Raw genomic sequence first — 25,041 nt, 5'->3', positions numbered from 1 at the left:
ATTAAGATACAAAGCCCGTTAAGCAAGCACAGTCAAAATAGGAATTTCGACCAAGTGTTACAAACACTTGGAGAAATTATCTTTTTGACACAGCTTGTAGGGCGTGTTCAATTCCTTTCTGTAATATATAGGTCATGAAATAGGCACAGTTCGTAGCCCGAATTCAGTTCCTTTCTAAATATTTGACCGAACTCACTTCTAGTTAGCTTATAGGCGTGTTCAAGTCCGATCTCCAAATATGGACAGATTTGTAACTCCATATTTATTTATTTGATTCAAAATGGCTATATTTCTGGCGAAAAATAATGTTTGCGGCAAACTGGGATGTAGGTTTCATTTCCACCGATTTGAATTTGAGCGCCTTCATAGGTTGGTTTTCCGTCTTGCGTTCGCAACACCATAGTTGCCTTTTTGGAACAATACTGGCAGATTGTTTTAATTTCATCCAATTTGTCTGCCAAAAGCAACAAGTGTTTGGAACCTTCGAATAACTCATTTCGGAAATCATTTTTCAGACCAAAAGCCATAACTGGAACATCCAATTCGTCTACCACTCGTGCTAAGTCATAGACATGATGACGGCGGAGAAATTGCGCTTCGTCAATCAAGACACAATAAGGACGAGGTTCCATTTTCTGAATGTAACCAAAAATGTCCATCTCATCATCAATTGCTACTGCTTCACGTCGCATACCAATACGGCTTGAAACAACGCCAAAGGCATCACGAGTGTCCAAGGCAGAGGTCATAATGACGACAGGCTTACCTTGCTCTTCATAGTTATGGGCAACTTTAAGAATTTCAATGGTTTTGCCAGAATTCATCGTCCCATATTTATAGTATAATTGAGCCACTTTTCACTTTCCAATCTTAAAATTTCACTCCCTCCATTTTATCATAATTTGACCATTTAGGAAATAGAAAAACAAGCCCGATTTGAGCTTGTATATACGATTAAAAATTGATTTTTTCCAGCATCTGTTTTTCCTCATTTTTCATCTGCTGACAAAAATCCTCATAGCCCGTGTAAGTTTGAGGAATCTGGAAGTGATAGCCAAATAAATTACCACCCATTCCAGTTAACTCCCCGATTTTTTCCAAACCTGATTTTTCAGTACTTGGTTGGATAAAACCACCTTGTTTCGCTTGTAAGATATGCAAATAGGTTGTTAACTGATTATAGTCATTACGGCTATCTAAAATGCGTTTATATTTGGTATCAATGGGGATTCCTTGATAAACAAAATCAGGATAGCGGGGCGAATGTACTGGATTTTTAAACAAATGGAGAGTTTTTAATTTCGAATCTCGGCCATAGTGCTCCCAATTTGTAACTTTTCCGATGTATTCCTCCCAAAGCCATGCAATGTCAATCAGAAAACCATTGATATTGTGATGGTGAAACCCAAAATGTATCTTCTGCTCCTGCAAAATTCGGATACAAAGATCTTGCAAATGACCATATTCTTCATAATAGCCGTGCCTAAGCGGAGAATTGATGTTTTTCAACAACACAGCCCCTCTATCCATTAAAGAATACGTAGGTGTTAGTTGTCGAATTGCTTGAACATTTTCTCGAATGCTTGGTTCAGTGTCTAGGATGAAGGCATGGTGATGACATATTGTTTCAATAGTATGTCTAATGAGCTGGTTTACAGGATTGTCAAATGAAAACTCCCTGGTCTGATAAGCAATACGACCTGTAAAAAGGGTATTTTGTTGGATATGTCGTGAAATATCAATCCGTCCCCTTATATGACTATCATTGTAATTATTCTTAACATATTCTTTATAAATCCCCTTTGACATAGCCTGGTTCAAATAATAAGGGAACAGAAAGACAAGCAAGTCATAGAAAGATTGATTTCGCTGACTATTTAATTGATGTTTTGTAACATTGTAGTGGAGGACAGTTTCCAACATGTATTGTAGAAAGAAATCATCCCCATCGTCAAGACTAAATCTTGACCGAATCGTCATACTATCCCCTTGACCAATAAGAAAACCAGCGATGTTACAAGTCCACCATTGTCCATTTCTCAATTCAAAAATTGATTGGTCCGCTTTGAGGTCTGAAGATTGTTTTAAATTTGGTGGGAAAAGTAGGAAATCTTCCCTAGACAACTGCTTTAAAGTTCGGTTACTTAGATTCTCTACGAGCAAATTTGGGCTGATTTTTGTATTGTCTGTGACAAGATAGTGAACCATCATCTCTACTCCCCGTTAAAATAGATTGATTGTAGCTGTTCCAATTTTTCAGCAGAATGCGGGTCACCACGGAAATAGTCTTTCAAAAGTGGCTGGAGTTTTTTAATCCATAGCGGAGCTTCATTTATGGTTAGCTCTGGCGAAGAAGAATCTTTGAAATAACTAGCCCCAATTTGATAATCTGCAGACAAACCACAAATAGTAATAATAGCCTGATTCAAGCGAAACATCTGCTCTTTGACAAACTGAGGTAAATCCATATTTTTAGCGGACTGTTCGGCTGTAATTTCGATAAAGGTAAATCGCCTTCGCATCGCAAAGTCGAATGTATCCACTGATCGATCAATATCATTCATTGTTCCAATGATGTAGACATTTTCTGGAATATAGAACTTTTCAGTTGGATTTGTGTGTAAATTTGCATACTGGGTAAAGACCGACCCCTTTGTCCCCCTGTAACTTGGATCTAGCGAGAAGAACAATTCACCAAAAATTTTACTCATTTCACCCCTATTTATTTCATCAATAATAAATACATAGGGCTTGTTTGTAATGGTAAGTTGGCTTTCTTTTAGCTTCGGCAGGATGTAAGTTTCGAAAATTGGGGTTTTATAGGTTGAGTGGTAGTTCATTTCTCCCCACTTCCCAGTTTCCAAGTATTCACGAACATTTTCTAAGGTCAGACTGGCTTCAGAACCTCCAGGGACGATATAGGTGATATTTTGACGACTATTGACTTTAAAATGAAAATTATTAAGCTGTATTATATCATTTCCAATGGATTGAAGAAAATCCTGCCAAATTGTGTTCACATCTGCATCCGACATTTGCCCAGCTTTAGCCTTCTCACAGAAAGTCTTAAATATTCCATCTCGTAACTGAAAACCAAGACTGCTTCCTACATTTACAGGTCTAAGTCCTTCCACAAAATCTGTGTAATCATAGCTTGGGTGGAATTGAACAAAACCAAGACGCTCTTCTTCTTCAATAGTGAGTTGCTCTATATCTTGGACACGTCCTCCGCTGATGATATCAGCTGCAATCTGCTGGGCAAGATATGTTTTACCTGTCCCTGGAGCACCACGAAAAATCACATTCTTTGCTTCTAACAAGGTCGAGCTATACTGATTTTTCAAAAACAAGTCTTCTTCCTTTACTGAACTGTTTGAAGGTAATACCTCATTGCGAAATTCCCACAGAACAGAACTTAGTATTTCAGCATTCAACTCTGGGTGCCGTTCTGAAAGGATTTTCACCAACTGATAGTTTTGTTTATAAACTCCACCTATTTTTTCTAGTGGAAGCAATTTTCCCCAAATTTCTTTTTGATTGGTTTGAAGATTGAGACCTGTAAATACCTTACGTTCACTATAAATACAAAGTAATTTTGTAACCATCGCAGAACGACTAAAGAATGAATTTATATTAAATTCATCATGATCAAATTCTAAGACTAAACCTCTCTGAATAATCGCAATTAAATCATGTTTCAAACGAGAAAATGCTGTAGCCAATTCTTCAGGGGCTAACGGTTTATTATTCTGATTACAATAGGAAGCTAGTTCTTTGCTCCAATAAATCCCAAATTTTCCAGCATTTCCGCCTCGGATTCCTAAATACAAATCTCGATATTTCCCATGTTCCAATTCGTAGCAAAGCGACTTATTTTCAGGGCCCTTGCCGGTTACATAGTCATCCAAATCCATATCCTTCAACCGTTCTAAGGGCCAGGTCTGCAAGAAATCATTTACTAATTTTTGGTTTTCCTCCTGCCACAATCTTGCCTTTGCCAGTAAATCAGACTGATTAGCAAGATACCATTCTGAAAAATAATCTAGACTTATTTTTGACATACATACCTCCTAATTTATTCTATTATACTCTATTAATTAGCATGTTAACAAGAAAAAAAAGCCCGATTTGAGCTTGTTTGATATTAGGTCCAAGGTAATGTTAAGAAATTTCCGACACACTCAAAAATGATTTTAGCTGCCTTTGGTTTCCACTTGTAGAGCGTAACACATCCATAGATTAAGCTGAGGAACGAAAATGCAAGAAACAAGGGGCCTTCCCATATAGTTTGATAAAAAACAGTTATTACTAGATACAAAAATAATCCAGCCAGTAAGAAGGATAAAATCATACGATAAAAATAATTCATAAGCCATTACCTCCTATGTACGCGTAGATTAGCATAAATTGTAAGCGATGTCAATTGCTTACTAATAGAAAGCAGGTGAAATTTATGCTATACTGAAACGAGCAAACTAAAGGAGAAACTATATGCCATTTGTACGTATTGATTTATTTGAAGGTCGCACTGAGGAGCAAAAAATTGCCCTAGCTCGTGAGGTAACAGAGGTTGTTTCGCGTAATACCAACGCCCCGAAGGAAGCTATCCATGTCTTTATTAACGACATGAAAGAGGGAACTTATTTCCCGCATGGCGAAATGAAACGCAAATAAGCAAAAAGCTGACTTGTCTTCTTTCCAGTCAGCTTTTTCTTATTGCTTATCTTTTTTTACAATATATCGTAAGCGTAGATTCAAGGAAATCCCGCAGGTGAATATCCCGACAATCAAGCCAATCCAGTAAGCTTTTGGTCCCAAGTCCGTCAGACTATCCAGCAACCAGGCAATAGGGAAGGTCATGGACCAGTAGGACACTAGGCCTAGCACAAAGGGAAAGGTGGTGTCCTTGTAGCCCCGTAAAATCCCCTGAATCGGTGCTGTAAAGGCATCTGCCAATTGGAAAAAGAGGGCAAAGACCAGGAAGTCAGATGTTAAGGCGATAAATTCAGGTTCTATACCATAAAGACCTGCTACCATTTCCCGATTAAAATAAAGGAAAGTCAAGGTCAGACTGGCAAAGAGAAAGGCTGTCAAGCGGCCAATCAGACTGTACTGCTGGACATCTTTCAGGCGTTTTGCCCCGTGTTCGTAGGAAACCAGAATAGGCAGGGCCATGGAAATGCTAAGCGGGAAGGCATACATGAGAGTCGCAAAATTCATAGCTGCCTGGTGGGCCGCAATGGTCTGCGCAGAATATTTGGACATGTAGAGCCCGACCACTGCAAAAATGGCTACTTCTGCGAAAACCTGCAGACCGATGGGAAGACCGATTTTTACCCCTTCTTTGAGCATGGCAGGATTAAAGGATGTCCAGTCCCACACTTGGTAGGATGCAGTCTGCTTATTTTTCCTCATAACCAGGACAACCACTGCTAAGACTGCCCAATAAGCCAAAGCAGTACCAAGTCCAGCACCTGATCCGCCCAGGGCCGTCAGGCCCAATTTCCCATAAATCAAGAAATAGTTAAAGAGGGTGTTAAAGGGAACCAGGAGCAACATGAGGTACATGGACAGTCGGGTCAGACCGAGGGCATCGAAAAAGGACCGGCAGACGCTAAAGATGAGAAAAGGCGGGATGCCAATGGAAATATAGTAGAGATAGGACAGAGCAACTCTTGCAACTTCAACCTCTAAGCCTAGCCAGCTCAAAATAGGCCTAGCAAAAACAAAGACCAATATATACAAAATTAAGGCCAAAAAGCCAGACAAATAGACAAACTGGTGAAATTCTTCTCGAATCTTGTTCTTATCACCCTTGCCCAGATGATGGCCGATAATGGGAACCAAAGCCGACACAATCCCTGTCAAAAAGGAGAAAAATGGGTTCCACAAACTGGTCGCCATAGAAACACCCGCCAAATCAAGGGTACTAAACTGTCCCGTCATCATGGTATCGATGAAAGAAGCCGAAAAGTTAGCAAATTGATAAATCAAAATCGGCAGAAAAATTTTTAGAAAGAGAAGAAACTTTTCTTTTATTGTTTTAGTTGGATACATAATCGGTCCTTTAATCTTAGTCAACCTATTGTATCAAGAAAAGGACCTGCACTGCAAGTCCTCTATTTCATTACAAACTTAAATTAAATCGAATCGCCGTTCCAGATGGAATTTTTCACGACGACATAGTCCACATGGCGTAGGCTGTTCAAATCACGACCACCTGCGTAAGAAATGGATGACTGCAGGTCCTGTTCCATTTCCACAAAAGTATCCTTGAGATGCCCCTTAGCTGGCAGGAGAATTTTCTTGCCTTCTACATTTTTATAAGCACCTTTTTGATACTCAGAGGCCGAGCCGTAGTATTCTTTGAATTTCTCACCGTCCACTTCAATGGTTTTACCTGGACTTTCAATATGCCCTGCAAAGAGGGAACCAATCATGACCATGCTGGCACCGAAACGGATGGATTTGGCAATGTCACCATGCGTACGGATACCACCATCCGCAATAATGGGTTTACGAGCCGCTTTAGCACACCAACGAAGGGCTGCCAGCTGCCAACCACCTGTACCAAAGCCTGTCTTAACCTTAGTAATACATACTTTACCCGGACCAATGCCGACCTTGGTTGCGTCAGCACCCGCATTCTCCAACTCACGAACCGCTTCAGGCGTCCCAACATTTCCTGCGATAACAAATGTCTCTGGCAACTCTTTTTTAATATGCTTGATCATCTTGATGACACTGTCCGCATGACCATGCGCAATATCAATGGTGATAAATTCGGGCACATCGTTTTTCAAGCTAGTCACAAAATCATATTCGTAGTCTTTGACACCGACCGAAATAGAAGCAATCAAACCTTGGTCATGCATCCGTTTGATAAAGGGAATGCGTCCTTCTTCGTCAAAACGGTGCATAATGTAGAAATAACCGTCCGTAGCCAGCATCTCCGCCACATCCTCATCAATAATGGTCTGCATATTGGCTGGAACTACAGGAAGTTTGAAACTGTACTTGCCCAAAGTCACCGTCGTATCCGCCTCAGAACGGCTGTTGATGATACACTTGTTGGGGATTAACTGAATATCCTCATAGTCAAATACCGGCATTTCGTTGTACATAGCTTTACCTCATTTTCTGAACTATCTTACGAAAAATACATTGTTTTTTCGTTTTTAAATCAACTTACAGAATAAATTATATACTATCGTTTGGTTTTTGTCAAATACAAAGCCATACAGATGATTAACGTTCGTTTATTCTCGATTGTTCAACATTTAGAACGTCACTTCATTCGTATTATTCGATTTTTGAGAATATTTTAGAACAAATTCAAAAAAACATTCTTGTTTTCTAAATGAAATTGTCCTAACAATCGAAAAAATCTCCAAAAACTGAAGATTTTTTAATCAAATTCATATAACTGCGGGAATTTTGCGCATTCTGGATTTTTCGGATGGCAGACTTCCCGTCCAAAATAAATCATGGCCTGATGGGCTGGGAGCCAGAGTTCTGGTGGCAAAACTTCCATGACCCGTTTTTCTGTTTCCAGTGGCGTAGCTGATTTTTTGACAATGTCATGGTGTTTGCAGATGCGACCGACATGCGTATCCACCGCAAAAGCTGGGATGCCAAAGCCGACACTCATGACGACGTTGGCGGTCTTGCGGCCTACTCCAGCCAAACTTTCCAATTCATCACGCGTCTGTGGCACCACTCCGCTGAATTGATCCAGCAACTGCTGGGCGCATTCTTTGAGGAATTTAGCCTTGTTACGGTAAAGACCCAGACGCGAAATATAGGGTTCAATGTCTTTGACCTCGGCTTCTGCCATAGCCTCTGGTGTCGGATAGGCCTCAAACAAGGCAGGGGTTGCCTTATTGACCGCCGCATCTGTCGTCTGAGCAGACAACATAACCGCTACCAGCAGTTCGAAATGATTTCTAAAATCCAAACTTGGCTTGGCGTCTGGATAGAGGGCAATAATTTCTTCAATCACTTTTCGTGCACGTTTTTTTGATAATACCATGTAAACCTCTAGTCCTTATTTCTTGAAAATTCTCTTGCTCCTTGGAACATATAGAGAATACTGAATAAACTTAATTATCCAAGGAAAAAACTACTTCTCTTAAAATTACCAAAGAAAAATATATTTTTTGTATTTTTATACATTTATATTCCGATCTGCATAGTAATTATTTTCCAGATAGAATCCTTAGATATATCAATTGATTTTATCATAAAAATGATGAAATTATTACTAATTATGCTTATTGAAAATATCCTGAAAACGTTTCATATCAGTCGTTTTTAACCAATACTCAACTAAAATCAAAAATAGCCAAGCTCCAATCTCTACGTACAATTGATTTGAGTTGAGAAGGAGATAGATTTTGAATAACCTCTTGAAATTTATCAATAACCTCATTCAAGCTTCTAAATATCTTATTCTTGAAACCACGTTTGCGGATTTCAGCCCAGATTTGCTCAATAGGGTTCATCTCTAGTGTGTAATGTGGAATAAAGGTAAATTCTATATTCTCAGGGATATTCAATGTCTGAGATTTATGCCAGACGGCATTGTCCATGACTAGAATAATGTAGTCATCTGATAAGCTTCTGACAATTGGTGTAGAAATTCATTCATCCAATCACTATTACAACCACCTGCTATGATGAAAAATGATTCTCCTGAGTGGGTGTCCACAGCACCATAACAATAGCGATATTCACGGATATGGTGACTTGCGACACTAGGTCTATACCCTTTTGGAGCCCAAGATTTTCCTATTTACTAATAGGACAAAAACCCGCCTCATCCTGGATTTTTTGATACGATTTCCCATTAATAAAGCGCTTACTCAACCTCTCTTAGCACAAAGATTTTATTTTTAGACACTAAAATGGCTTCCGCGTCTGCTTTTTTAGGATGTTGGGGGCGGGGGCTGACTTTACGCCAACCATGGCGTTTTAAGAGAGCGTATAATCCTTCCCGAGTCGTTTTTCGACCAACTTTTGTCTGATAGGCTGCCAAAAGAGAATTAATCGTCACCAATTCTCCCTTAAGAGCAGAAGAAAGTTGCTCATTCAGGAATTGTTCTTCCTCTTCTTGTGTCATGTAGGCGCGACGACGTCCGCCACGATTGTCAGTAAGGAATGTCAGTAACCCTCCGTCAAGATAGTGATTCAAGAGGTTTCGAACTGTTTGATGGACAAAGCCCACTGATTTTGCGCTAGCTGTTAGGTTCTGGTTTTCTGAGTAAAGAATGAGAGCCTGAATTTTTCTGTGATGTGGAGCATTTGTCTTATCTCTGAGGGCTTGTTTTAATTCGTGAACTTGAGTGGGGGTGAGTTTGTTTGTCATAATGCCATTAAGCCACTATTTTTGATTTTTGTTAAGTGTAACTTATTCATTACTTCATTTTACCACAGTCTTCAATTATTTATAAGTATAAATACTAAAAAAAAGCATTTTGGTACCTAAAAAACAAAATACCCTACCTCTGCACATAAACATGCAAAAATAGAGTGTTAATTTTATTCCACTTCAACAATCCAGCCTGCAGGAGCTTCAACATCACCGAATTGGATTCCTGTTAATTCGTCATAGAGCTTACGAGTAACAGGTCCTACCTCAGTCTCACTGTAGAAGACATGGAATTTATCGCCATGCTGCACTCCGCCTATTGGAGAGATAACAGCTGCTGTTCCGCAGGCACCAGCTTCAATAAACTGGTCTAATTCTTCGACAAGGACTTCACGTTCCACAGCCTTCATTCCCAGACGATGCTCTGCCAGATAGAGGAGAGAATATTTGGTAATGGAAGGTAGAATTGAAGGCGAAACTGGGGTGACAAATTCATTATCCGCCGTAATACCGAAGAAATTGGCTGACCCCACTTCTTCAATCTTAGTGTGGGTCGCAGGGTCAAGGTAAATGACATCTGAGAAGCCTTGTTTTTTGGCATATTGGCCAGGCAGGAGGGAAGCTGCATAGTTACCACCAACCTTGGCTGCCCCTGTACCATTTGGTGCCGCGCGATCGTACTTGTCCTGAATGAGGAAGTTGGTCGGCGCCAATCCACCCTTGAAGTAAGCACCAACTGGCATCGCAAATACAGTGAAAATATACTCATCAGCTGGCTTAACACCGATGATATCCCCCACACCGATAAGGAGAGGGCGAAGGTAGAGGGTACCTCCCGTGCCGTAAGGTGGCACATAGTCCGCATTGGCTTTTACGACCTGCATACAAGCCTCGACAAAGAGTTCCGTTGGTACGGGCTCCATGAGAAGGCGGTCAGCAGTGCGTTGCAAACGCTCCGCATTTTGGTCGGGACGGAAGAGCTGGAGCTTTCCTTCCTTGGTGCGATAAGCTTTTAGCCCTTCAAAAGCTTGTTGACCGTAATGGAGGGCTGGAGAACTTTCTGAAATGTGCAAATTTGCATCATCTGTCAACTCTCCCTTGCTCCATTGGCCATCTTTAAAATGCGCAATAAAACGATAGGGTAATTTCATATAGGAAAAGCCTAGATTTTCCCAATCAAGATTTACAGTCATAGTGTTCACTCCTTGTTAGAAGCTGGATTTACAGCTCAACGCCTCTAACGAAGGTTGGTTTTCTGCCACTCAGCCTTCGTTTTCTTGAGACACTGTCAAAATTCCAGCAAAATTACTGGATACAGCTTCTTATTTTTTACTATTCTACTACTTTTGATAATGAATTTCAAGAAAAATTCAGAAAATTTTGTCAATCTAATAAAAAAGAAAAGGAACAAGGATTGTCCCTAATCTTCTGGTGATACTTCTGCTTTGATTTTCTGGAAAATTTCTTTCTCTTCTGCCGTCATTTCATATTTCTCTAGCAGGTCGGGACGACGCTCATAGGTCTTTCGCAAACTCTGCTCCAAACGCCATTTGCGGATATTTTCATGGTGTCCGCTCATGAGGACATCTGGCACGACCATGCCCCTATATTCATAGGGACGGGTGTACTGAGGATATTCCAGCAAGCCAGATGAAAAGCTGTCGTCCGTATGGCTAGCTTCCTTGCCAATGACCTCTGGAATCAAGCGAACGGTAGCATCAATCATAGTCATGGCTGCCAATTCTCCACCTGTCAGAACATAATCTCCGAGGGAGATTTCGTCCGTCACCAAGGTCTTAATCCGCTCATCATAGCCCTCATAGTGACCGCAGATAAAAATCAACTGCTCTTCCTGTGCCAGTTCCTCTGCGTAGCTTTGGTCAAAGGTACGACCAGCAGGGTCTAGCAAGATAACACGGGGATTGGTCTGTTCAATCTGGTCCATGGTATCAAAAATGGGCTGGGCTCGTAGCAACATACCCTGTCCACCACCGTATGGCTCATCATCAACATGGCGAGCCTTCTCAGCCTGTTCCCGAAAGTTGTGGTAGTTGACCTCCAGGAGCCCTTTTTCACGGGCCTTACCGACAATGGAATGCTCCAGAGGGGCAAACATCTCTGGAAACAGGGTTAAAATATCAATTTTCATCGTCCAGCCCCTCTAGTAACTCCACATCTACTCGATTATTTTCAATATCAACATTCAGAACAACTGGTGGAATGTAAGGCAAGAGCAAATCTTTCTTACCTTTTCGCTTGACTACCCAGACATCGTTGGCACCAGGTTGCAAGATTTCCTTGACCTGTCCAATCAGGTTATCATTCTCATAAACATCCAGACCAATAATCTCGTGGTAGTAAAATTCACCCTCGTCCAAGTCTGACAAGTTTTCTTCTGCGATTTTCAGGCTGAAGCCCTTGTACTTTTCAATGTCATTGATATGGTACATACCCTTGAACTTGATGATATCAAAGTTCTTGGCCTTGCGGTGATTGGCAATCTCCACTTCCATGACAAACTGATCCTTGTCATCAAAAAGCGCCAAGACTGCGCCTTTTTTAAAACGTTCCTCAGCGAAATCCGTCACAGACAGGACACGCATTTCTCCTTGCAAGCCTTGGGTATTGACAATTTTTCCTACGTTAAAATAATTCATGTGTTCTCCGTTTGTTTTTCTATTCATCTATTTTAACATGGGAGCAGAGATTTCTCAAGGGATTGAAAAAGCCGGCTAGCGCCGACTTATCTTGGGAGAATCTCCTCAATATCTTTCTTGGTTTTGACCATTTTTACATAGGGCAATTCCAGATAGGTTGCTCCTTTGGATTTGTAGAGGTAGGCGTTTTTACCGCTGGGCAAAAATTCCAAAAAGTAGAACTTATCTACCTGCGGGGGCGTTCTGCTTGCTAGGATTATCAAAGAAATAGTGGCACATCTGAATGAAGACGCGCAGCGTCCTTTCCTTCTAGAACAGCAATTTGCTGACAGTCTTCGTTTCGGATAACAATTCTGTCCGCCTCTGAAAGGTCGATGCTTGTCTTTCGAAAGCCCAGATAGACAGCCAGGATGATGAGCGATAGGATTGTTAAAACCAGTTGAGATTTAGTCATGTACTCATACTCCCTGTTATTTCTAGTATTAGCATAACAAATCTAGCCAATTTCGGAAAATATCACTGTGAAAACCTTACTGACTGCTGCTAAACTGACTTTGATAGAGATTATAGTAGAATCCTTCCTGGGCTAGCAAGCTTTCATGATTGCCCTGTTCAATGATTTGGCCGTCTTTGAGGACCAGAATCTTATCCGCCTCTTGAATGGTTGACAGTCGATGGGCGATGACAAAACTGGTTCTGCCCTGCATGAGCCGTTTCATAGCCTTCTGAATCAGCAATTCCAAGCGGGTATCAACGGATGAGGTCGCCTCATCAAGAATGAGAATGGAGGGATCAGCTAGCAAGGCACGCGCAATGGTCAAAAGCTGTTTCTGCCCCTGCGAAATATTGCTGGATTCCTGGTTCATCTCCATATTATAACCGCCAGGTAGGGTACGGATAAAGTGGTCCACATTGGCAATCTTGGCTGCCTCAACAATTTCCTCATCAGTGGCATCCAGGCGACCAAAACGAAGGTTTTCCTTGATAGTTCCTTCATAAAGCCAGGCATCCTGCAGAACCATACCAAATTGACTACGGTAGGACTGGCGTGATAATTGACGAATATCGTGACCGTCGACCTTAATGGCTCCAGATGTTACATCGTAAAATCGCATCAACAGGTTAATGAGTGTCGTTTTTCCGGCACCCGTTGGTCCAACGATGGCCACCATTTCACCTGGCTTGACTTCCAGATTGAAATTGCGAATGAGAGGCTTGTCCTCAGAATAGCCAAATTCAACATTTTCAAAGCTGACTTGGCCGGTCAGATTGTCTGTCAAGGCTTGCTCATTGGCGTTGACCTCATCCACCTCATCTAGGACTGAAAAAATGCGCTCCAGGGAAGATTTAGCAGACTGCAACTGGGGAGCTAGCTGGGTCAGGGTTTGCACCGGCTGAGAAATTTGGAAGACATATTGGACGAAGGCCTGCAAATTACCAACTGTCAGACGCCCCGCCAAAACCTGGAGACCAGCCAAGAGGGCAATGATAACATAGGTCAGGTTTGACAAGCCCTGAACCACCGGCATCATCATGCCAGAGGTAAAGCTAGCCTTGAAACCAACCTCCTGCAGGTCCGTAGTAATTTGGCGAAATTCAAGTTTAGACTGCTCTTCCCGTCCGTAGAGTTTCAAAACATGGAAACCGGTCAGATTTTCCTGGATAAAGCCATTGAGGCGACCCAGGATAGCAGCCTGTTCCTTGAAATAAGGCTGGGAGCGCTTGATGATATAGCTGGAACTAAAGTAAGTCAGGGGTACCAAGAGCAGAACGACCAAGGCCAGGGAAACATTGAGGTAGAAGGTCATGCCAATCGCAAAGGTCAAAATCAAGGCCGCATTGACAATTTGCAGGAAACTCTGCTGTAGGGCATTGGAAACCGTCTCAACGTCATTGGTAAAGCGGCTCAGGAGGTCACCATACTGCTCCTTGTCAAAATAGGAAACCGGGATTCGATTGATTTTTTGACTCAAGTCCTGGCGCATATCACGGACAGCATGTTGAACACCCTTGGTCATGAAATAGTTAGAAAAATAAGCTCCAACTTCGTACATGAGGGCACGGAAGGCGTAAATTGCTAGGAGGGTTGCGACATAAGGCACGTTGATACCGGCTCCTTCAACACCCTTGGCCATATCCAATAAGTTTGCTGTTAGTTCGGTGATAACCATACCCAGCACCAGGGGCTCTAAGGTATTCATAATGGCACTGAGAATCTTCATAAGGATAGCAATAATGATAGAGCTTTTGTAGGTCCGCAAATAGGTCCAAACACGCTTAAAAACATTTGTATTCTTCATATCACCCTCCTATTCTTCTTCTGTCAAGGACTGACGATTGAGTTGAGAATTGGCAATTTCACGGTAGAATTCATTGCTTTCCATTAACTCATCGTGCTTACCACGACCGACAATTTCCCCTTCGTTGAGGACAATAATCTGGTCCGCATCCATAATGGTTCCCACACGCTGGGCAACGATAAGGACAGTCGCATTTTCCGTCACTTCCTTGAGGCGCTTGCGTAAAATCGCATCTGTCCGATAGTCCAAGGCAGAGAAGGAATCATCAAAGATATAGATTTCTGGTTCCTTGACAATGGCACGTGCGATAGACAGTCGCTGTTTTTGCCCGCCAGACAGATTGCTACCGCCTTCTGCCAAATGGGTCTCAAACCGGTCTTCCTTGCTTTCGATAAAATCCTTGGCCTGAGCCACATCAGCCGCCGCATCCAGCTCCGTCATGCTGGCATCCAGCTTTCCATACTTGAGGTTTTCGGCGATTGTTCCGGTAAATAGCAGAGCTTTCTGCGGAATAAAGCCAATCTTGCTGCGGAGGGCTTTCAAATTGTAGCGTCTGACATCCACACCATCTACCAAGATCCGGCCCAGGGTCACATCGAAAAATCGCGGAATGAGCTGGACCAGAGTAGACTTACCAGAACCCGTTGAGCCAATAAAGGCAATGGTCTGACCAGGTTCTGCCTTAAAGGAGATATTGTGGAGAACAGGCGACTCGGTCTCACCTGGATAGGCAAAGGTCACATTGTCAAATTCCAGGTAACCGCGGGTTTCTGTCTCTGTAATCCCATCTTCATTTTTAGAAATCGAAATCGGCATGTCCAGAACTTCCTGAATCCGCTTGGCCGAAACTGCTGTCCGGGGATACATGGTAAAGAGATTAGCAAAAAGCAAGAAGGAGAAAAGGGCATGAAAACCATACTCAATAAAGGCAACTAGGTCACCGATTTGCAAGCTACCTTCTCTGAGCGGAGCAAGGGCAAACCAGACAATGGCCACAATCATGGCAATAATGATTTGTACAAAAAGTGGCTCCGTCAAACCTGTCAAGATGAAGAGTTTCTTAGAAATACCGGTGTAATCCTCATTGACCTGCTCAAATCGTTCTTCTTGAAATTCTTCGCGCGCAAAAGCCCGGATGACCCGCAACCCCATGAGATTTTCACGGACGTACTGGTTAATCGTGTCCAACTTTTGCTGCTGCATTTCAGACAAAGGGCGGGTCTTGATGGCCACATAATAGACGACCCAGACCAAGAAAGGCATAGCCACTGCTACTGTCCAAGCCAGTCCAGGACTAGTCACCAGGGTCATGATGACCGAGGCAATCATCATCATAGGCGTGATAACGCCCAGTCGCAGAACCTGCTCCGCAAACTGCATGAGGACAAAGGCATCATTGGTAATCCGTGTCACAAGCGAAGAAACACCAATCTGCTCGTATTCATGATGGGAATAATCTTGGATTTTTTCATACAAATCATTGCGGATATCCTTGACAATATTGGTCGTCAACTGTCCAGCAGCATAGGCCAAAAGGACACGACCGACAATGCCCAACACAACGATTATCAACATCATCCAAGCCCAGAAATAGACTTGGTCAAGATTATTTTGCGTGAGCCCTTGGTCAATCATCCGAGCCAAGAAGGTTGGCAAACCAAGGTTGACCGCTACGAACAAAATTCCGGCAAACAGGTCTAATATCAACCATTTTGGATAGTGTTTCAGATAGTTCCAAATAAGTTTCATAATTCCCTTTCTAGTTTTTTATCTTGAAGTAAGTAAAAAGCCACCAAATGGTGACCTTCTTATTCTTTCTCGTCAATCACTAAACGAACTTTTTTACCACTTGTTGGGACAGAATAGACAATCGTACGAATTGCAGAAATCGTTCGTCCTTTTCTACCGATAACACGGCCAATATCCGATTGTTCCAAATCCAAATGATATTCCAAAAATTCAGGTGTATCAACGATTTTAATCGTCAAGCTGTCAGGCTGTGAAATCAAGGGTTTCACAATCGCAATAATGAGATTTTCAATCATGTCCATAAGTAGTCTCGCTTACTGTTCTTATTTAGAGAATTTTGATTCGTGGAATTTCTTCATAACGCCAGCGTTAGAAAGAAGGGCACGAACTGTGTCAGATGGTTGTGCACCTTTTGCCAACCACTCAAGAACACGCTCTTCTTTAAGAGTTACTGAGTTTTCAGCCAAAAGTGGGTTGTAAGTACCAACTGTTTCGATGAAACGACCATCGCGTGGAGCGCGTGAATCAGCTACGTTAATACGGTAGAAAGGCTTCTTTTTAGAACCCATACGAGTCAAACGGATTTTTACTGCCATTTTTTATCTTCTCTTTTCTTATATGTTTTTCTTTTTGGTGAAATAGCAGAGCTATTTAGCACATGTTCTATTATAACACACTTTCATCTGGTGTCAAGAAAAAAACTTGACACTTTTTAAAAATTTTATTGCCATTTTTATTGCTCAAGCAGATCTGCTAGTTCTCTCAGTTGACTTGCTAAATTCGAGCGGTCAAAAAGCAAATTATAGACTCCATCTTCACTCAATACACCACAAGGAATACCATCAAAATAACCATTATTGGATAAATCAAGATCTTCCATATAGGTCTGGCTTTGATAATAATCTAGCAACCGTAAATAACTTGATTGTGCCTGATTGAGTTGGGTAACACTATCAGCAAGGGACTTGTTCATCTCCAGATGCATATTAAATATTTTTTCCATCTCCTCGACACGTTTCCTAGCTTCCATACAATCCTCCATCAATGTGTTGTACCTCCAACGTTCTTCACATCCTCTTTGTCTTTAAATGCAACTATTGCTCCAATGGCTGCTTCAACTCCTCTAACAATATCGGCTAGAGACATAGAGGCAAAGCCTGGTTTGTCAAGAACCTGTTCCGGTAGAAACGGAATATGAAGAAAACCAGCCTTAGTCTTTGGAAATTGTTTATCAGCTAAGTAGAGAGCTTGGTACATGAGATGGTTGCAGACAAAGGTCCCTGCGGTATTAGAAACAGAGGCTGGAAGTCCTGCTGCACGAATGGCTTCAACCATTGCTTTGATGGGTAAGGTTGAAAAATAAGCAGGTTGCCCATCTTCACGAATCATAGTGTCAATTGGTTGTTGTCCTAAATTATCTGGAATGCGAGCATCGTCTTGATTAATGGCAACACGCTCTGGTGTTAATTCCGTCCTTCCACCAGCCTGTCCAATACATAGCACAATATCTGGTGCATACTTAGCCATAGCTTCTTCAAGAACACTTGCAGCTTGATAAAAAACAGTTGGAATCTCCTCAAGAAGAATCTCTGCGCCTGCAATCTGCTTTGGTAAAGATTTAATGACCTCCAGTGCAGGATTGATAGACTCACCTCCAAATGGATCAAAGCCTGTTACTAATATTTTCATTCAATCTCCTCCAAAATAATTTCTCCGTAGTGAAATTTTTGATTGGGTCTGATATGGCGTCTAAAACCTAATTTTTCAAATGACTGATCTCTAAAATGTGCCTTAATAATAATTTTTCTTCTAGCCACTCGTTTGGCTTCAACCAAAATTTCTTCAGAAAGAGCTGAGTAATTGGCAAAGGGTTTTAGTCCATCAAGATTATCCGATTCCGTAATCTCCTGCGAAAACATGGGGTCCAGGTAAATGACATCAAACGATAGATCGGCCAGCTCTTTCAAATAAGTCAAACTGTCCGTCCAAATCGTCTGAATAGACCGCATGGCTTGATTAACCGCTTCATTGCCACTATCAAACTCTTTCAGACCTCGGCTCACCATAAAATGAATAAGCAGAGAACTCTCCAAGGCTGTCACCTGATGTCCCGCACTAGCTAGGACAATACTATCAGAAGCCAGCCCCATGGTACAGTCCAGGACGGTTTGTTTATTAGGTCCGAGCAATTCCAAAAGCGGATCTCTTCCAGATTTGATACGCAAGATAGCTGTGTCAGGGTGGAAAAAGAAGCGTTGTCCATTTATTTCTTCCAAAACTAGATGACCCTGATATACCACAAGCACCGCGTCAGCTTCTGTTTTTGCTAGGATGGACTGGACTGACCTCTTACGACGGTCTTGATAGTCTAAACTTAGAAGCGTTGCTATTTTCTGAGCCTGTAAAACCAAGGTCTGATTCATCCGAAGACTTGTTGTGACGATTGTTTTCATAAGTCTATTGTACCAGAAATACTGAAAATGTAGTCTTCATTTTGTAGAAATGACTCTACTCTGGCACAACAACCTTCAACCGAATATCTGTTGGCTGTAGTACTTTTTGAACTTGCACTAAAAAGGCAAGACCGTTATCCGATGGGGCGTACTGAAAAGTCAGATTGATAACTTTTTCTGTAAAGTCATCCCCGTAGCTGTCCACATACTGCTTGCTTTCGATAAAGTGAATGTAGTTGTTCAGCTTTTCTTGAAGCTGGAGCAAGTGGTCTTGTTCGGTGTCAGGAAGCCATTCGTTCCCATCTGCCAATAATAGTTCCAGATGGCCGTCCACAACACCGATAGAGTCGATGGTTGCTGTATTCAAATCATAGAAATTATTTTTTTCGGGTGTGATTTCATCAAACACAAGCGTCATAGCTGATTCCGATGTTCTTTGTTGGGCATCAACAATAATCTTTCTTTTCTCAACATTGGTGAGTTTTTGATTATTACTCTCATAAACCATTGTAGAGGTATAAACATAGAATTTCCTACCTGTTAATAATTCTCCATCAGCAGTAACTATAATCCCATCATCTAATACAAATTTAATTTTTGAATTTGTTCCTGTAATTTCCATTTTTATTGACCTCTTTCAAATATTACTGTTTCTAAACCAGTCTTAGGATCAATTGTTGTAATTTTAGTTCCCTTTGGATTGTTTTTTAATCTTGGCAACTCAATATTTTCCCAAATATTTCCTTCTCGTAACTCACTACCCACAACGGCTCTAACTTCCCCAGTTACTTGCTCTGCATAAACATCTGATGCTCTTTCCCAAGCATCAATGGTAGATGTATCTTCTATATTCCAATCTTTCATAATAATATTGGTATCTTCATTTGTTGACTCCAGTGTAACACCACCTCGACTTTTAGCAATATCTTTTGCGACATCCAGCCCTAAGTTATTATTTGATACTAATCCAATAGTAGATAGTCCGAAATCACCGTTTTCAAAGTATTAAGTTGTTCATTAATCTGTTTTCTTGACTCAAAATCATTTGTCCAATAATTTATATCAGAAAGACCTCCTCTTGGCGGAAACAATTGATTATAGATAGTCATTCTTTGTCTTGTAGTCAGCTTAGGAACAGAATTTTCTCTTAATTCCTGCTCTAGATGTTTTAAATAATCTACTTGAACTTGTAAACCATTTATTTTAAACTTTTCAATTAAATAAATAAGTTCATTAATTGCATCAATTACTTCTTCTATCATAAAATTTGTACCTCTTAATACATTAAACCTTGAGAATACTATGGATTGATATACCATGAATCCAAAACTTCAACCCCCTCAATATTCCATGGCGAGTCAATAAAAAGAAGGGCAGCACCTCCTGTCATAACCGTTCCTGCTGCTAGGGCAACGGCCGCCAAAATTTTGAGACCAGTATCAACCAAGCCTAAGGCTTCCTTGTTCTCCTCCTGCCAAGTGCTATTTTTGATTTGACTATAGTCCGACTCCAGAGTCGGATAGAACTCCTGAACCAACTCCGCATCACTCTTTGACTCCAACTCTTTGATTTGTTTATCCGTTAGTTGGTCGGTCTGCGGGGTGGTTAATAGCAGAGCTACTCAACTTGTTTCAAAATGGATGCGAGAGATAACAACTCCAATTTCATTCCCACTCCTAGGCTCCGCTTTAAACCAAGTCTAGCCTAGCTTCTTATGTATCAATGAAGAATATTTCTACCCTCCAATTATACCAAAAAATCCAGACAAGGTAATCCTGTCTGGAATTAAAACTCTACTCTGGCACAACAACCTTCAAACGAATATCTGTCGGCTGTAGTACTTTTTGAACTTGCACAAGGAAAGCAAGACCATTGTCTGACGGAGCATACTGGAAAGTCAGATTGATAACTTTTTCTGTAAAGTCATCCCCGTAGCTGTCCACATACTGTTTACTTTCGATAAAGTGAATGTAGTTGTTCAACTTTTCTTGGAGTTTGAATAGGTGGTCTTGTTCGGTGTCAGGGAGCCATACGTTTCCGTCTGCTAGTAATAATTCAAGATGACCATCTACAATACCGAGAGAGTCGATGGTTGCTGTATCAAAAATTGGCAAATCCTCTCTAAGTCTAAATGTAATCTGAGCGTCCATTCCACGAGGATCTACTTCAGCCACAATCTGAAATTTTTCAAAATTATAAATCTCTCCCCACTGCTTCTCTTCCGTCGGTTTCCCAAAATTATCATGAAGCCATCTCTTGTCCTCTTCATGCACCTCGTAAAAGTTAGGATTTCCTAATCTACCATCCAAGGTTAACTTGCTTAAGTTTCCGCTCTTAAACCACAAATTCGCCCAAAATAACCTATTTTTATACAAAATAGCTTGCTTTGGCTCTAAGAGAATACTTCCCGATTCAAAACGAGTAATTTCAAATAAATTTTGTTTTTCGTCCGGTATCTCTTCATAGGACATGCCTAGTTGTATAGCAATTCCTTCAAATACTAAGTCCATACTTTCCCTTTCCGTTATTTAATCTAAAAATCCTTTGAGCATTTTCTTATAATCTGCCGAACTAATCTCAAAATTAGTTAATGGCATAGACTCGCCCCTACTTAATTTCCCAGCCATTATCTGTTCTTGGATATCTTTAACAAAATATTGCGGAGCTCCTCCCTTACCAAAATGAGGATTTGCTAAGGTTTTCTCTCCGAATGCAGCATATAAATCGTCAGATGTTACAGTATACTCTGTCACTTGTTTGCGATACTCAGCAATATTGGGGTTCGTTTTTTTATCAAAGTATGGCTTAATTTGCAGACTTTCAGATAGTTTCCTCGAATCATAACTAGACCGCTCGACAGCTTCCCAAGTCGTCGCATAGCCAGACTGCATTTTGTTTGCCACTTCAAAGTCAGATTCTAAGATATAAATTTTATCTCCCTTATTCAAACGAACATCCACATAGTTATCAATTCCAGGATATAAACCATCACCTTGCCATGACTGAGCCTTTGCTGTAGGGGAGAACTCCTGATTAGTAAACGTTACAATTTCCTGATCTAAAGAATTAAATTTCCCAGTATTTTGAACACTTGTACCATCTTTAACAGTAACATTCCCCGTCTTCTGCGACACGACATCAATCCGTGTGCCCGTGGGTATCTCAACACCGCCGACAAAGTCGCCCTTGCCTGCGCCGACAATGGTGCCGCCGTACTTGGACAGGTCTTCCAAGAGGTTCTGACGGCTAGACTTCAAACCACTCTGAGCAGTTGTGTATTCCTGGATGCGGATGTTGCCTGCCTCGTCAAAGCCAATCGCATCCACTCGGATTTTCTGCTCCACGCCATCAACCGTCATCTTGATCGTGATGTTATTCTCGACCTTGCTGGCGATTTTACCAAACTCGACCGTTTGTATGTCCACAAAGTCCTGACCTTGACGAGCGTTGAGCTAGACTGTGGGGCATATCTTCACTTCTTACCTTATTTGAAAGTGAATATCACCTTATTCATTATCAATCTTCAAGCTTGGAGGGGTAGTACTTGATTCAGTTGTTGAGGTTTCTATACTCGGTAAATCAATCATCTCCACCTTCGGTTGAATCGCAGATAAGGATTGGCTCAGTAAAACTATGAGAACAATACAGCCTAGTCCGTAAGCTCCTAATTGGCTAAAGATAAAACAAGAGGAGATCAAACCTTTTTGAGATGGGTAGGTCTTTAATTCTGGCTGTGCCAACTCAAGATAGGCTTTTTTATGGAAAGGTGGAATAAACACTCTCATTCCCAATGCCAGGTAAATAGTCATTCCTATCGAGGTATATAGATAAGCACGACCACCTTGTGAAACCAAATAAAACCCACCAGTTGCAAATAAAATAGTGTAAATTCCAAATAATATCGTCGCAAGCCTCGATTCATTACGAAATTGCAGATATTCCTCTAGTGTCAAGGCTTTGTTTTGTTTTTCAGACATTTTAAATCTCCCTTACTAGCTAAAAGTTTTCTGATCAAATAACCAGCTCAAACAATTTTACTCATCACTGATGTTATCAAGCTCTTGCTCGATAATTGACTTTTGTTCCAGACTTGGTAAGGTATCATCGGGAAGGATGGTCTCAACCCGAGTTGCGTAGGCAGAGGCAAAACCGAAAACAACCACAATAATCGCAACCGAATAAACTAGAAAAACCCTTTTTAGAAAGTCACTAGAAACTGAGTAGCCCTGTGTCGAATACTGTTTTAGCTCAGGTTGTTTTTTCTCTAAGATATTTTTGGGTAAAAAATAGGGTCTAAAAGCTGTCATGGCCACAGATAAAAACACTGTAATCCCTATAGAATTGTACATTTGTGTTCTTGCACCAATCGCTGTAATATAAAACATGCTTGAAAACAAGACAAGTCCAAAAATAATCAGTAGAATCAAGGAAACCTGAGCATCCTTCTTCAGTTGTAAAAACTCTTCTACTGTCATTTTTTCTATTTTCATTTTATTCCCTTATTTACCTTGCCGATCCTACTAGTTATAATTACCAATCTATTATATCAAAAAGACGACCTCTTGCGAAGTCATCTTTTGTCTATTAGATTTGACCTTTGGTACGAATGAGCTCTGCATCTGAGTCAGTCGCCGGTTTCCAACCTTTTGCAAGTAGTTCTTTAAGGTGTAATTTGTTATAGAGAAATCCCATAACGATATTGATCGCAAAGACCAAGTAACCTAGGTCAAACTGGTTAGCCAAGGTACCGATAAGGGCATTGGCTGCAAACATAATACCTGCCCACTTCCAGTCCTGGCGGAAAACAGCTACCCACATCGTGAAGAAGAAGGTTGTCCAAGAAAAACCGAGAGGAGCTTGCTTATTACGCGGCAGATGAATAGCAGGTAGTTCTTTGGCAATGGACTCTGCAAGAGAAACTAGCTGACTATCCATCCCAAACTCGTTGTCACAATCAGACTCATACTTATCATTGTGAAGAAGAAGGTTGTCCAAGAAAAACCGAGAGGGGCTTGCTTATTACGCGGCAGATAAATAGCAGGTAGTTCTTTGGCAATGGACTCTGCAAGAGAAACTAGCTGACTATCCATCCCCAAACTCGTTGTCACAATCAGATTCATACTTATCATTATACCAAAGAAACGACTAAAGTAATCCCTGGCCGTTTCATACTATTCAAAATTATCTTATCGTTTGTAGGTGCTTTGGTGTGCAACAGACTTCCGCCACTGATAGATTTTATTGTTCATCAAATCTCAGCAGTCCAGTTTATCCAATTTTGACAATGGTTCTACCCAAATGCCGCCCTTCTTTCAAAAGAGTCATGGTCTCAGGCAGTTCTTCCAAGCTGATTTCATCATAGGCCAGCTGGTCTACAATCTTCCATTCCTTGGCGAATTTTTCCCAGACTGCTGTCCGTTTTTCATGGCTAATTTGGACAGAATCAATTCCCAAAGCCTGTACACCACGGAGAATAAATGGCAGAACATTGGTCATCATCTTGACACCTCCGGCATTTCCACAAAGCGAAACAGCACCGTCATAGTCAATCTGTGGAATCAGATGAGCGACCACATCACCACCTACTGTGTCCAGCACATAATTGTAAATCCCTTTGAGCAGGAGTGGATTCTCCTTGATAAAGACTTGCTCTGGCTTGATAATCTTGCTAGCACCCAGCCGGCAAACCAGCTCATCCTGATTGTCCTTTCGGGTCAGAGCGCTAATGTGCTCATAGCCCTGAGATTTGAGAATAGCAAGCCCAACCGAGCCTACGCCACCACTAGCGCCTGTCACGAGAATCTGTGGTTGCTTGTCCACTGTCATCCCAGCCTTCTCAAGCGCCAGGACAGACAAACCAGCTGTGAGTCCCGCCGTGCCAAGGATCATGGCATCTTTCATTGTCAACCCTTCTGGCAATGGCACAACCCAATCTTTGGGAACGCGGGCATATTCAGAGAATCCGCCTGTATGGGACATGCCCATTTCATAGCCGGTCACCAGCACTTCCTGACCAAGAGTAAATTCATCTGTCTCCGAAGAAACTACAGTACCAGCCAAGTCTATACCTGGAATCATGGGATAATTCCGGATGACACCGGAATTTTTCTGCACAGCCAGCATGTCCTTGTAGTTGACCGAACTGTAGGCAACTTTGATAAGGACTTGACCTTCATGCAAATCATCCACTGTAATAGTTTTTGGAGCAAATACAATCTCGTCGCCTACTTGCTCAACAACCATAGCCTTAAATTCTCTATTCATTTGATAACCTCCGATTTTGATATAGGATAGAGTCAGCTTCCCAACCTCTCTACCTTACCTCCTCTCAGTTTTCTATCTATTATTATAATAAAATATTTTGGAGAATTCGTCCAGCTAAAACCGATTTAAAAATAAAATTTTAGGCTGGATTTTCAAAAAAGATAAGAGGAAATAAAAAATCCCTAAGGCACGAACTTAGGGAATGACTAGTTATAAAATCCAGATTATCAAAAAGGATGGATTTCATT

At 41.3% G+C, this 25,041-nt stretch carries 29 protein-coding genes and 1 pseudogene; 1 reads left to right on the top strand and 29 read right to left on the bottom strand.

Going from position 1 to position 25,041, the window contains the following annotated elements; all coding sequences use genetic code 11:
* Positions 1 to 284: 284 nt before the first annotated feature.
* The 3 genes from AB1F57_RS07805 to AB1F57_RS07795 form a co-directional block, all read right to left on the bottom strand.
* Positions 285 to 854 (bottom strand): thymidine kinase, encoded by a 570-nt coding sequence (locus AB1F57_RS07805; protein WP_167785401.1) that lies wholly within the window; start codon positions 852 to 854, stop codon positions 285 to 287.
* A gap of 100 nt (positions 855 to 954) precedes the next feature.
* The gene (locus AB1F57_RS07800) at positions 955 to 2,211 is read right to left on the bottom strand and encodes a guanosine 5'-monophosphate oxidoreductase (RefSeq protein ID WP_167785400.1); all 1,257 of its coding nucleotides are present in this window, start codon (positions 2,209 to 2,211) and stop codon (positions 955 to 957) included.
* A gap of 2 nt (positions 2,212 to 2,213) precedes the next feature.
* A complete protein-coding gene (locus AB1F57_RS07795) occupies positions 2,214 to 3,914 on the bottom strand; it encodes an McrB family protein (RefSeq protein WP_367985577.1) in 1,701 nt (566 codons plus the stop codon).
* A 577-nt stretch (positions 3,915 to 4,491) separates the two neighbouring features.
* Here AB1F57_RS07795 and AB1F57_RS07790 point away from each other — a divergent pair.
* Positions 4,492 to 4,674 carry a 4-oxalocrotonate tautomerase gene (locus AB1F57_RS07790; protein WP_024413156.1) on the top strand — a complete coding sequence of 61 codons (183 nt, stop codon included), beginning with the start codon at positions 4,492 to 4,494 and terminating at the stop codon, positions 4,672 to 4,674.
* 39 nt (positions 4,675 to 4,713) lie between these two features.
* Here AB1F57_RS07790 and AB1F57_RS07785 read toward each other — a convergent pair whose 3' ends face one another.
* From AB1F57_RS07785 to AB1F57_RS07660, 26 genes and pseudogenes are all read right to left on the bottom strand, one after another.
* The gene (locus tag AB1F57_RS07785) at positions 4,714 to 6,057 is read right to left on the bottom strand and encodes an MATE family efflux transporter (protein WP_170239457.1); all 1,344 of its coding nucleotides are present in this window, start codon (positions 6,055 to 6,057) and stop codon (positions 4,714 to 4,716) included.
* A gap of 83 nt (positions 6,058 to 6,140) precedes the next feature.
* Positions 6,141 to 7,124 (bottom strand): GMP reductase, encoded by a 984-nt coding sequence (guaC, locus tag AB1F57_RS07780; protein WP_170239458.1) that lies wholly within the window; start codon positions 7,122 to 7,124, stop codon positions 6,141 to 6,143.
* A gap of 284 nt (positions 7,125 to 7,408) precedes the next feature.
* A complete protein-coding gene (gene nth / locus AB1F57_RS07775) occupies positions 7,409 to 8,032 on the bottom strand; it encodes an endonuclease III (protein WP_167785397.1) in 624 nt (207 codons plus the stop codon).
* Positions 8,033 to 8,324: 292 nt separating this feature from the next.
* A pseudogene (locus AB1F57_RS07770) lies at positions 8,325 to 9,367 on the bottom strand (IS630 family transposase).
* Positions 9,368 to 9,540: 173 nt separating this feature from the next.
* Positions 9,541 to 10,563, bottom strand: a complete 1,023-nt coding sequence (locus AB1F57_RS07765; protein ID WP_170239460.1) for a branched-chain amino acid aminotransferase — start codon at positions 10,561 to 10,563, stop codon at positions 9,541 to 9,543.
* A gap of 227 nt (positions 10,564 to 10,790) precedes the next feature.
* Positions 10,791 to 11,519 carry a tRNA (guanosine(37)-N1)-methyltransferase TrmD gene (gene trmD, locus AB1F57_RS07760; protein WP_167785395.1) on the bottom strand — a complete coding sequence of 243 codons (729 nt, stop codon included), beginning with the start codon at positions 11,517 to 11,519 and terminating at the stop codon, positions 10,791 to 10,793.
* A complete protein-coding gene (gene rimM / locus AB1F57_RS07755; RefSeq protein WP_167785394.1) occupies positions 11,509 to 12,027 on the bottom strand; it encodes a ribosome maturation factor RimM in 519 nt (172 codons plus the stop codon). The genes trmD and rimM overlap by 11 nt, the downstream gene beginning before the upstream one ends.
* A gap of 259 nt (positions 12,028 to 12,286) precedes the next feature.
* On the bottom strand, positions 12,287 to 12,481 hold the full coding sequence (locus tag AB1F57_RS07750) for a hypothetical protein (RefSeq protein WP_167785393.1): 195 nt from the start codon (positions 12,479 to 12,481) through the stop codon (positions 12,287 to 12,289).
* 76 nt (positions 12,482 to 12,557) lie between these two features.
* Positions 12,558 to 14,327 carry an ABC transporter ATP-binding protein gene (locus tag AB1F57_RS07745; protein WP_167785392.1) on the bottom strand — a complete coding sequence of 590 codons (1,770 nt, stop codon included), beginning with the start codon at positions 14,325 to 14,327 and terminating at the stop codon, positions 12,558 to 12,560.
* 9 nt (positions 14,328 to 14,336) lie between these two features.
* Positions 14,337 to 16,076 carry an ABC transporter ATP-binding protein gene (locus AB1F57_RS07740; protein WP_167785391.1) on the bottom strand — a complete coding sequence of 580 codons (1,740 nt, stop codon included), beginning with the start codon at positions 16,074 to 16,076 and terminating at the stop codon, positions 14,337 to 14,339.
* Positions 16,077 to 16,135: 59 nt separating this feature from the next.
* Positions 16,136 to 16,378, bottom strand: a complete 243-nt coding sequence (locus AB1F57_RS07735; RefSeq protein WP_105137825.1) for a KH domain-containing protein — start codon at positions 16,376 to 16,378, stop codon at positions 16,136 to 16,138.
* Positions 16,379 to 16,399: 21 nt separating this feature from the next.
* The gene (rpsP, locus tag AB1F57_RS07730) at positions 16,400 to 16,672 is read right to left on the bottom strand and encodes a 30S ribosomal protein S16 (RefSeq protein ID WP_105111987.1); all 273 of its coding nucleotides are present in this window, start codon (positions 16,670 to 16,672) and stop codon (positions 16,400 to 16,402) included.
* A 137-nt stretch (positions 16,673 to 16,809) separates the two neighbouring features.
* Positions 16,810 to 17,106 carry a DUF4298 domain-containing protein gene (locus tag AB1F57_RS07725; protein ID WP_105123269.1) on the bottom strand — a complete coding sequence of 99 codons (297 nt, stop codon included), beginning with the start codon at positions 17,104 to 17,106 and terminating at the stop codon, positions 16,810 to 16,812.
* An 11-nt stretch (positions 17,107 to 17,117) separates the two neighbouring features.
* Positions 17,118 to 17,765: a pyroglutamyl-peptidase I gene (gene pcp / locus AB1F57_RS07720; protein WP_105137823.1), complete on the bottom strand. Its 648-nt coding sequence runs from the start codon at positions 17,763 to 17,765 to the stop codon at positions 17,118 to 17,120.
* The gene (locus AB1F57_RS07715) at positions 17,762 to 18,529 is read right to left on the bottom strand and encodes a class I SAM-dependent methyltransferase (protein ID WP_105137822.1); all 768 of its coding nucleotides are present in this window, start codon (positions 18,527 to 18,529) and stop codon (positions 17,762 to 17,764) included. Before AB1F57_RS07715 ends, pcp begins: the two co-directional genes overlap by 4 nt.
* 55 nt (positions 18,530 to 18,584) lie before the next feature.
* The gene (locus AB1F57_RS07710; RefSeq protein WP_254610622.1) at positions 18,585 to 19,151 is read right to left on the bottom strand and encodes a DUF6572 domain-containing protein; all 567 of its coding nucleotides are present in this window, start codon (positions 19,149 to 19,151) and stop codon (positions 18,585 to 18,587) included.
* A gap of 2 nt (positions 19,152 to 19,153) precedes the next feature.
* Positions 19,154 to 19,393 carry a hypothetical protein gene (locus AB1F57_RS07705; protein WP_209306930.1) on the bottom strand — a complete coding sequence of 80 codons (240 nt, stop codon included), beginning with the start codon at positions 19,391 to 19,393 and terminating at the stop codon, positions 19,154 to 19,156.
* Between the two features lie 98 nt (positions 19,394 to 19,491).
* Positions 19,492 to 19,791: an ABC transporter gene (locus AB1F57_RS07700; RefSeq protein WP_167785389.1), complete on the bottom strand. Its 300-nt coding sequence runs from the start codon at positions 19,789 to 19,791 to the stop codon at positions 19,492 to 19,494.
* Positions 19,792 to 19,829: 38 nt separating this feature from the next.
* On the bottom strand, positions 19,830 to 20,090 hold the full coding sequence (locus tag AB1F57_RS07695; RefSeq protein WP_167785388.1) for a hypothetical protein: 261 nt from the start codon (positions 20,088 to 20,090) through the stop codon (positions 19,830 to 19,832).
* 232 nt (positions 20,091 to 20,322) lie between these two features.
* Positions 20,323 to 21,039 carry a DUF6572 domain-containing protein gene (locus AB1F57_RS07690; RefSeq protein ID WP_245169946.1) on the bottom strand — a complete coding sequence of 239 codons (717 nt, stop codon included), beginning with the start codon at positions 21,037 to 21,039 and terminating at the stop codon, positions 20,323 to 20,325.
* An 18-nt stretch (positions 21,040 to 21,057) separates the two neighbouring features.
* Positions 21,058 to 21,954, bottom strand: coding sequence for a hypothetical protein (locus AB1F57_RS07685; protein ID WP_367985576.1), 897 nt, complete (start codon positions 21,952 to 21,954; stop codon positions 21,058 to 21,060).
* An 81-nt stretch (positions 21,955 to 22,035) separates the two neighbouring features.
* Complete coding sequence (locus tag AB1F57_RS07680; protein ID WP_367985575.1) at positions 22,036 to 22,506, bottom strand: hypothetical protein; 471 nt, start codon at positions 22,504 to 22,506, stop codon at positions 22,036 to 22,038.
* A 57-nt stretch (positions 22,507 to 22,563) separates the two neighbouring features.
* On the bottom strand, positions 22,564 to 23,019 hold the full coding sequence (locus tag AB1F57_RS07675) for a hypothetical protein (RefSeq protein ID WP_167785385.1): 456 nt from the start codon (positions 23,017 to 23,019) through the stop codon (positions 22,564 to 22,566).
* Positions 23,020 to 23,113: 94 nt separating this feature from the next.
* Positions 23,114 to 23,464 (bottom strand): DUF2628 domain-containing protein, encoded by a 351-nt coding sequence (locus tag AB1F57_RS07670; RefSeq protein WP_245169945.1) that lies wholly within the window; start codon positions 23,462 to 23,464, stop codon positions 23,114 to 23,116.
* Positions 23,449 to 23,649: a hypothetical protein gene (locus AB1F57_RS07665; RefSeq protein WP_167785384.1), complete on the bottom strand. Its 201-nt coding sequence runs from the start codon at positions 23,647 to 23,649 to the stop codon at positions 23,449 to 23,451. Before AB1F57_RS07665 ends, AB1F57_RS07670 begins: the two co-directional genes overlap by 16 nt.
* 148 nt (positions 23,650 to 23,797) lie before the next feature.
* Positions 23,798 to 24,793, bottom strand: coding sequence for an acryloyl-CoA reductase (locus tag AB1F57_RS07660; RefSeq protein ID WP_172059236.1), 996 nt, complete (start codon positions 24,791 to 24,793; stop codon positions 23,798 to 23,800).
* Positions 24,794 to 25,041 lie beyond the last annotated feature (248 nt).

This window comes from Streptococcus nasisuis (assembly GCF_040836615.1).
GTDB lineage: Bacteria > Bacillota > Bacilli > Lactobacillales > Streptococcaceae > Streptococcus > Streptococcus suis_V.
The sequence above is the reverse complement of the archived record's forward strand: the minus strand, read 5'-3'. Positions and strand labels throughout refer to the sequence as shown.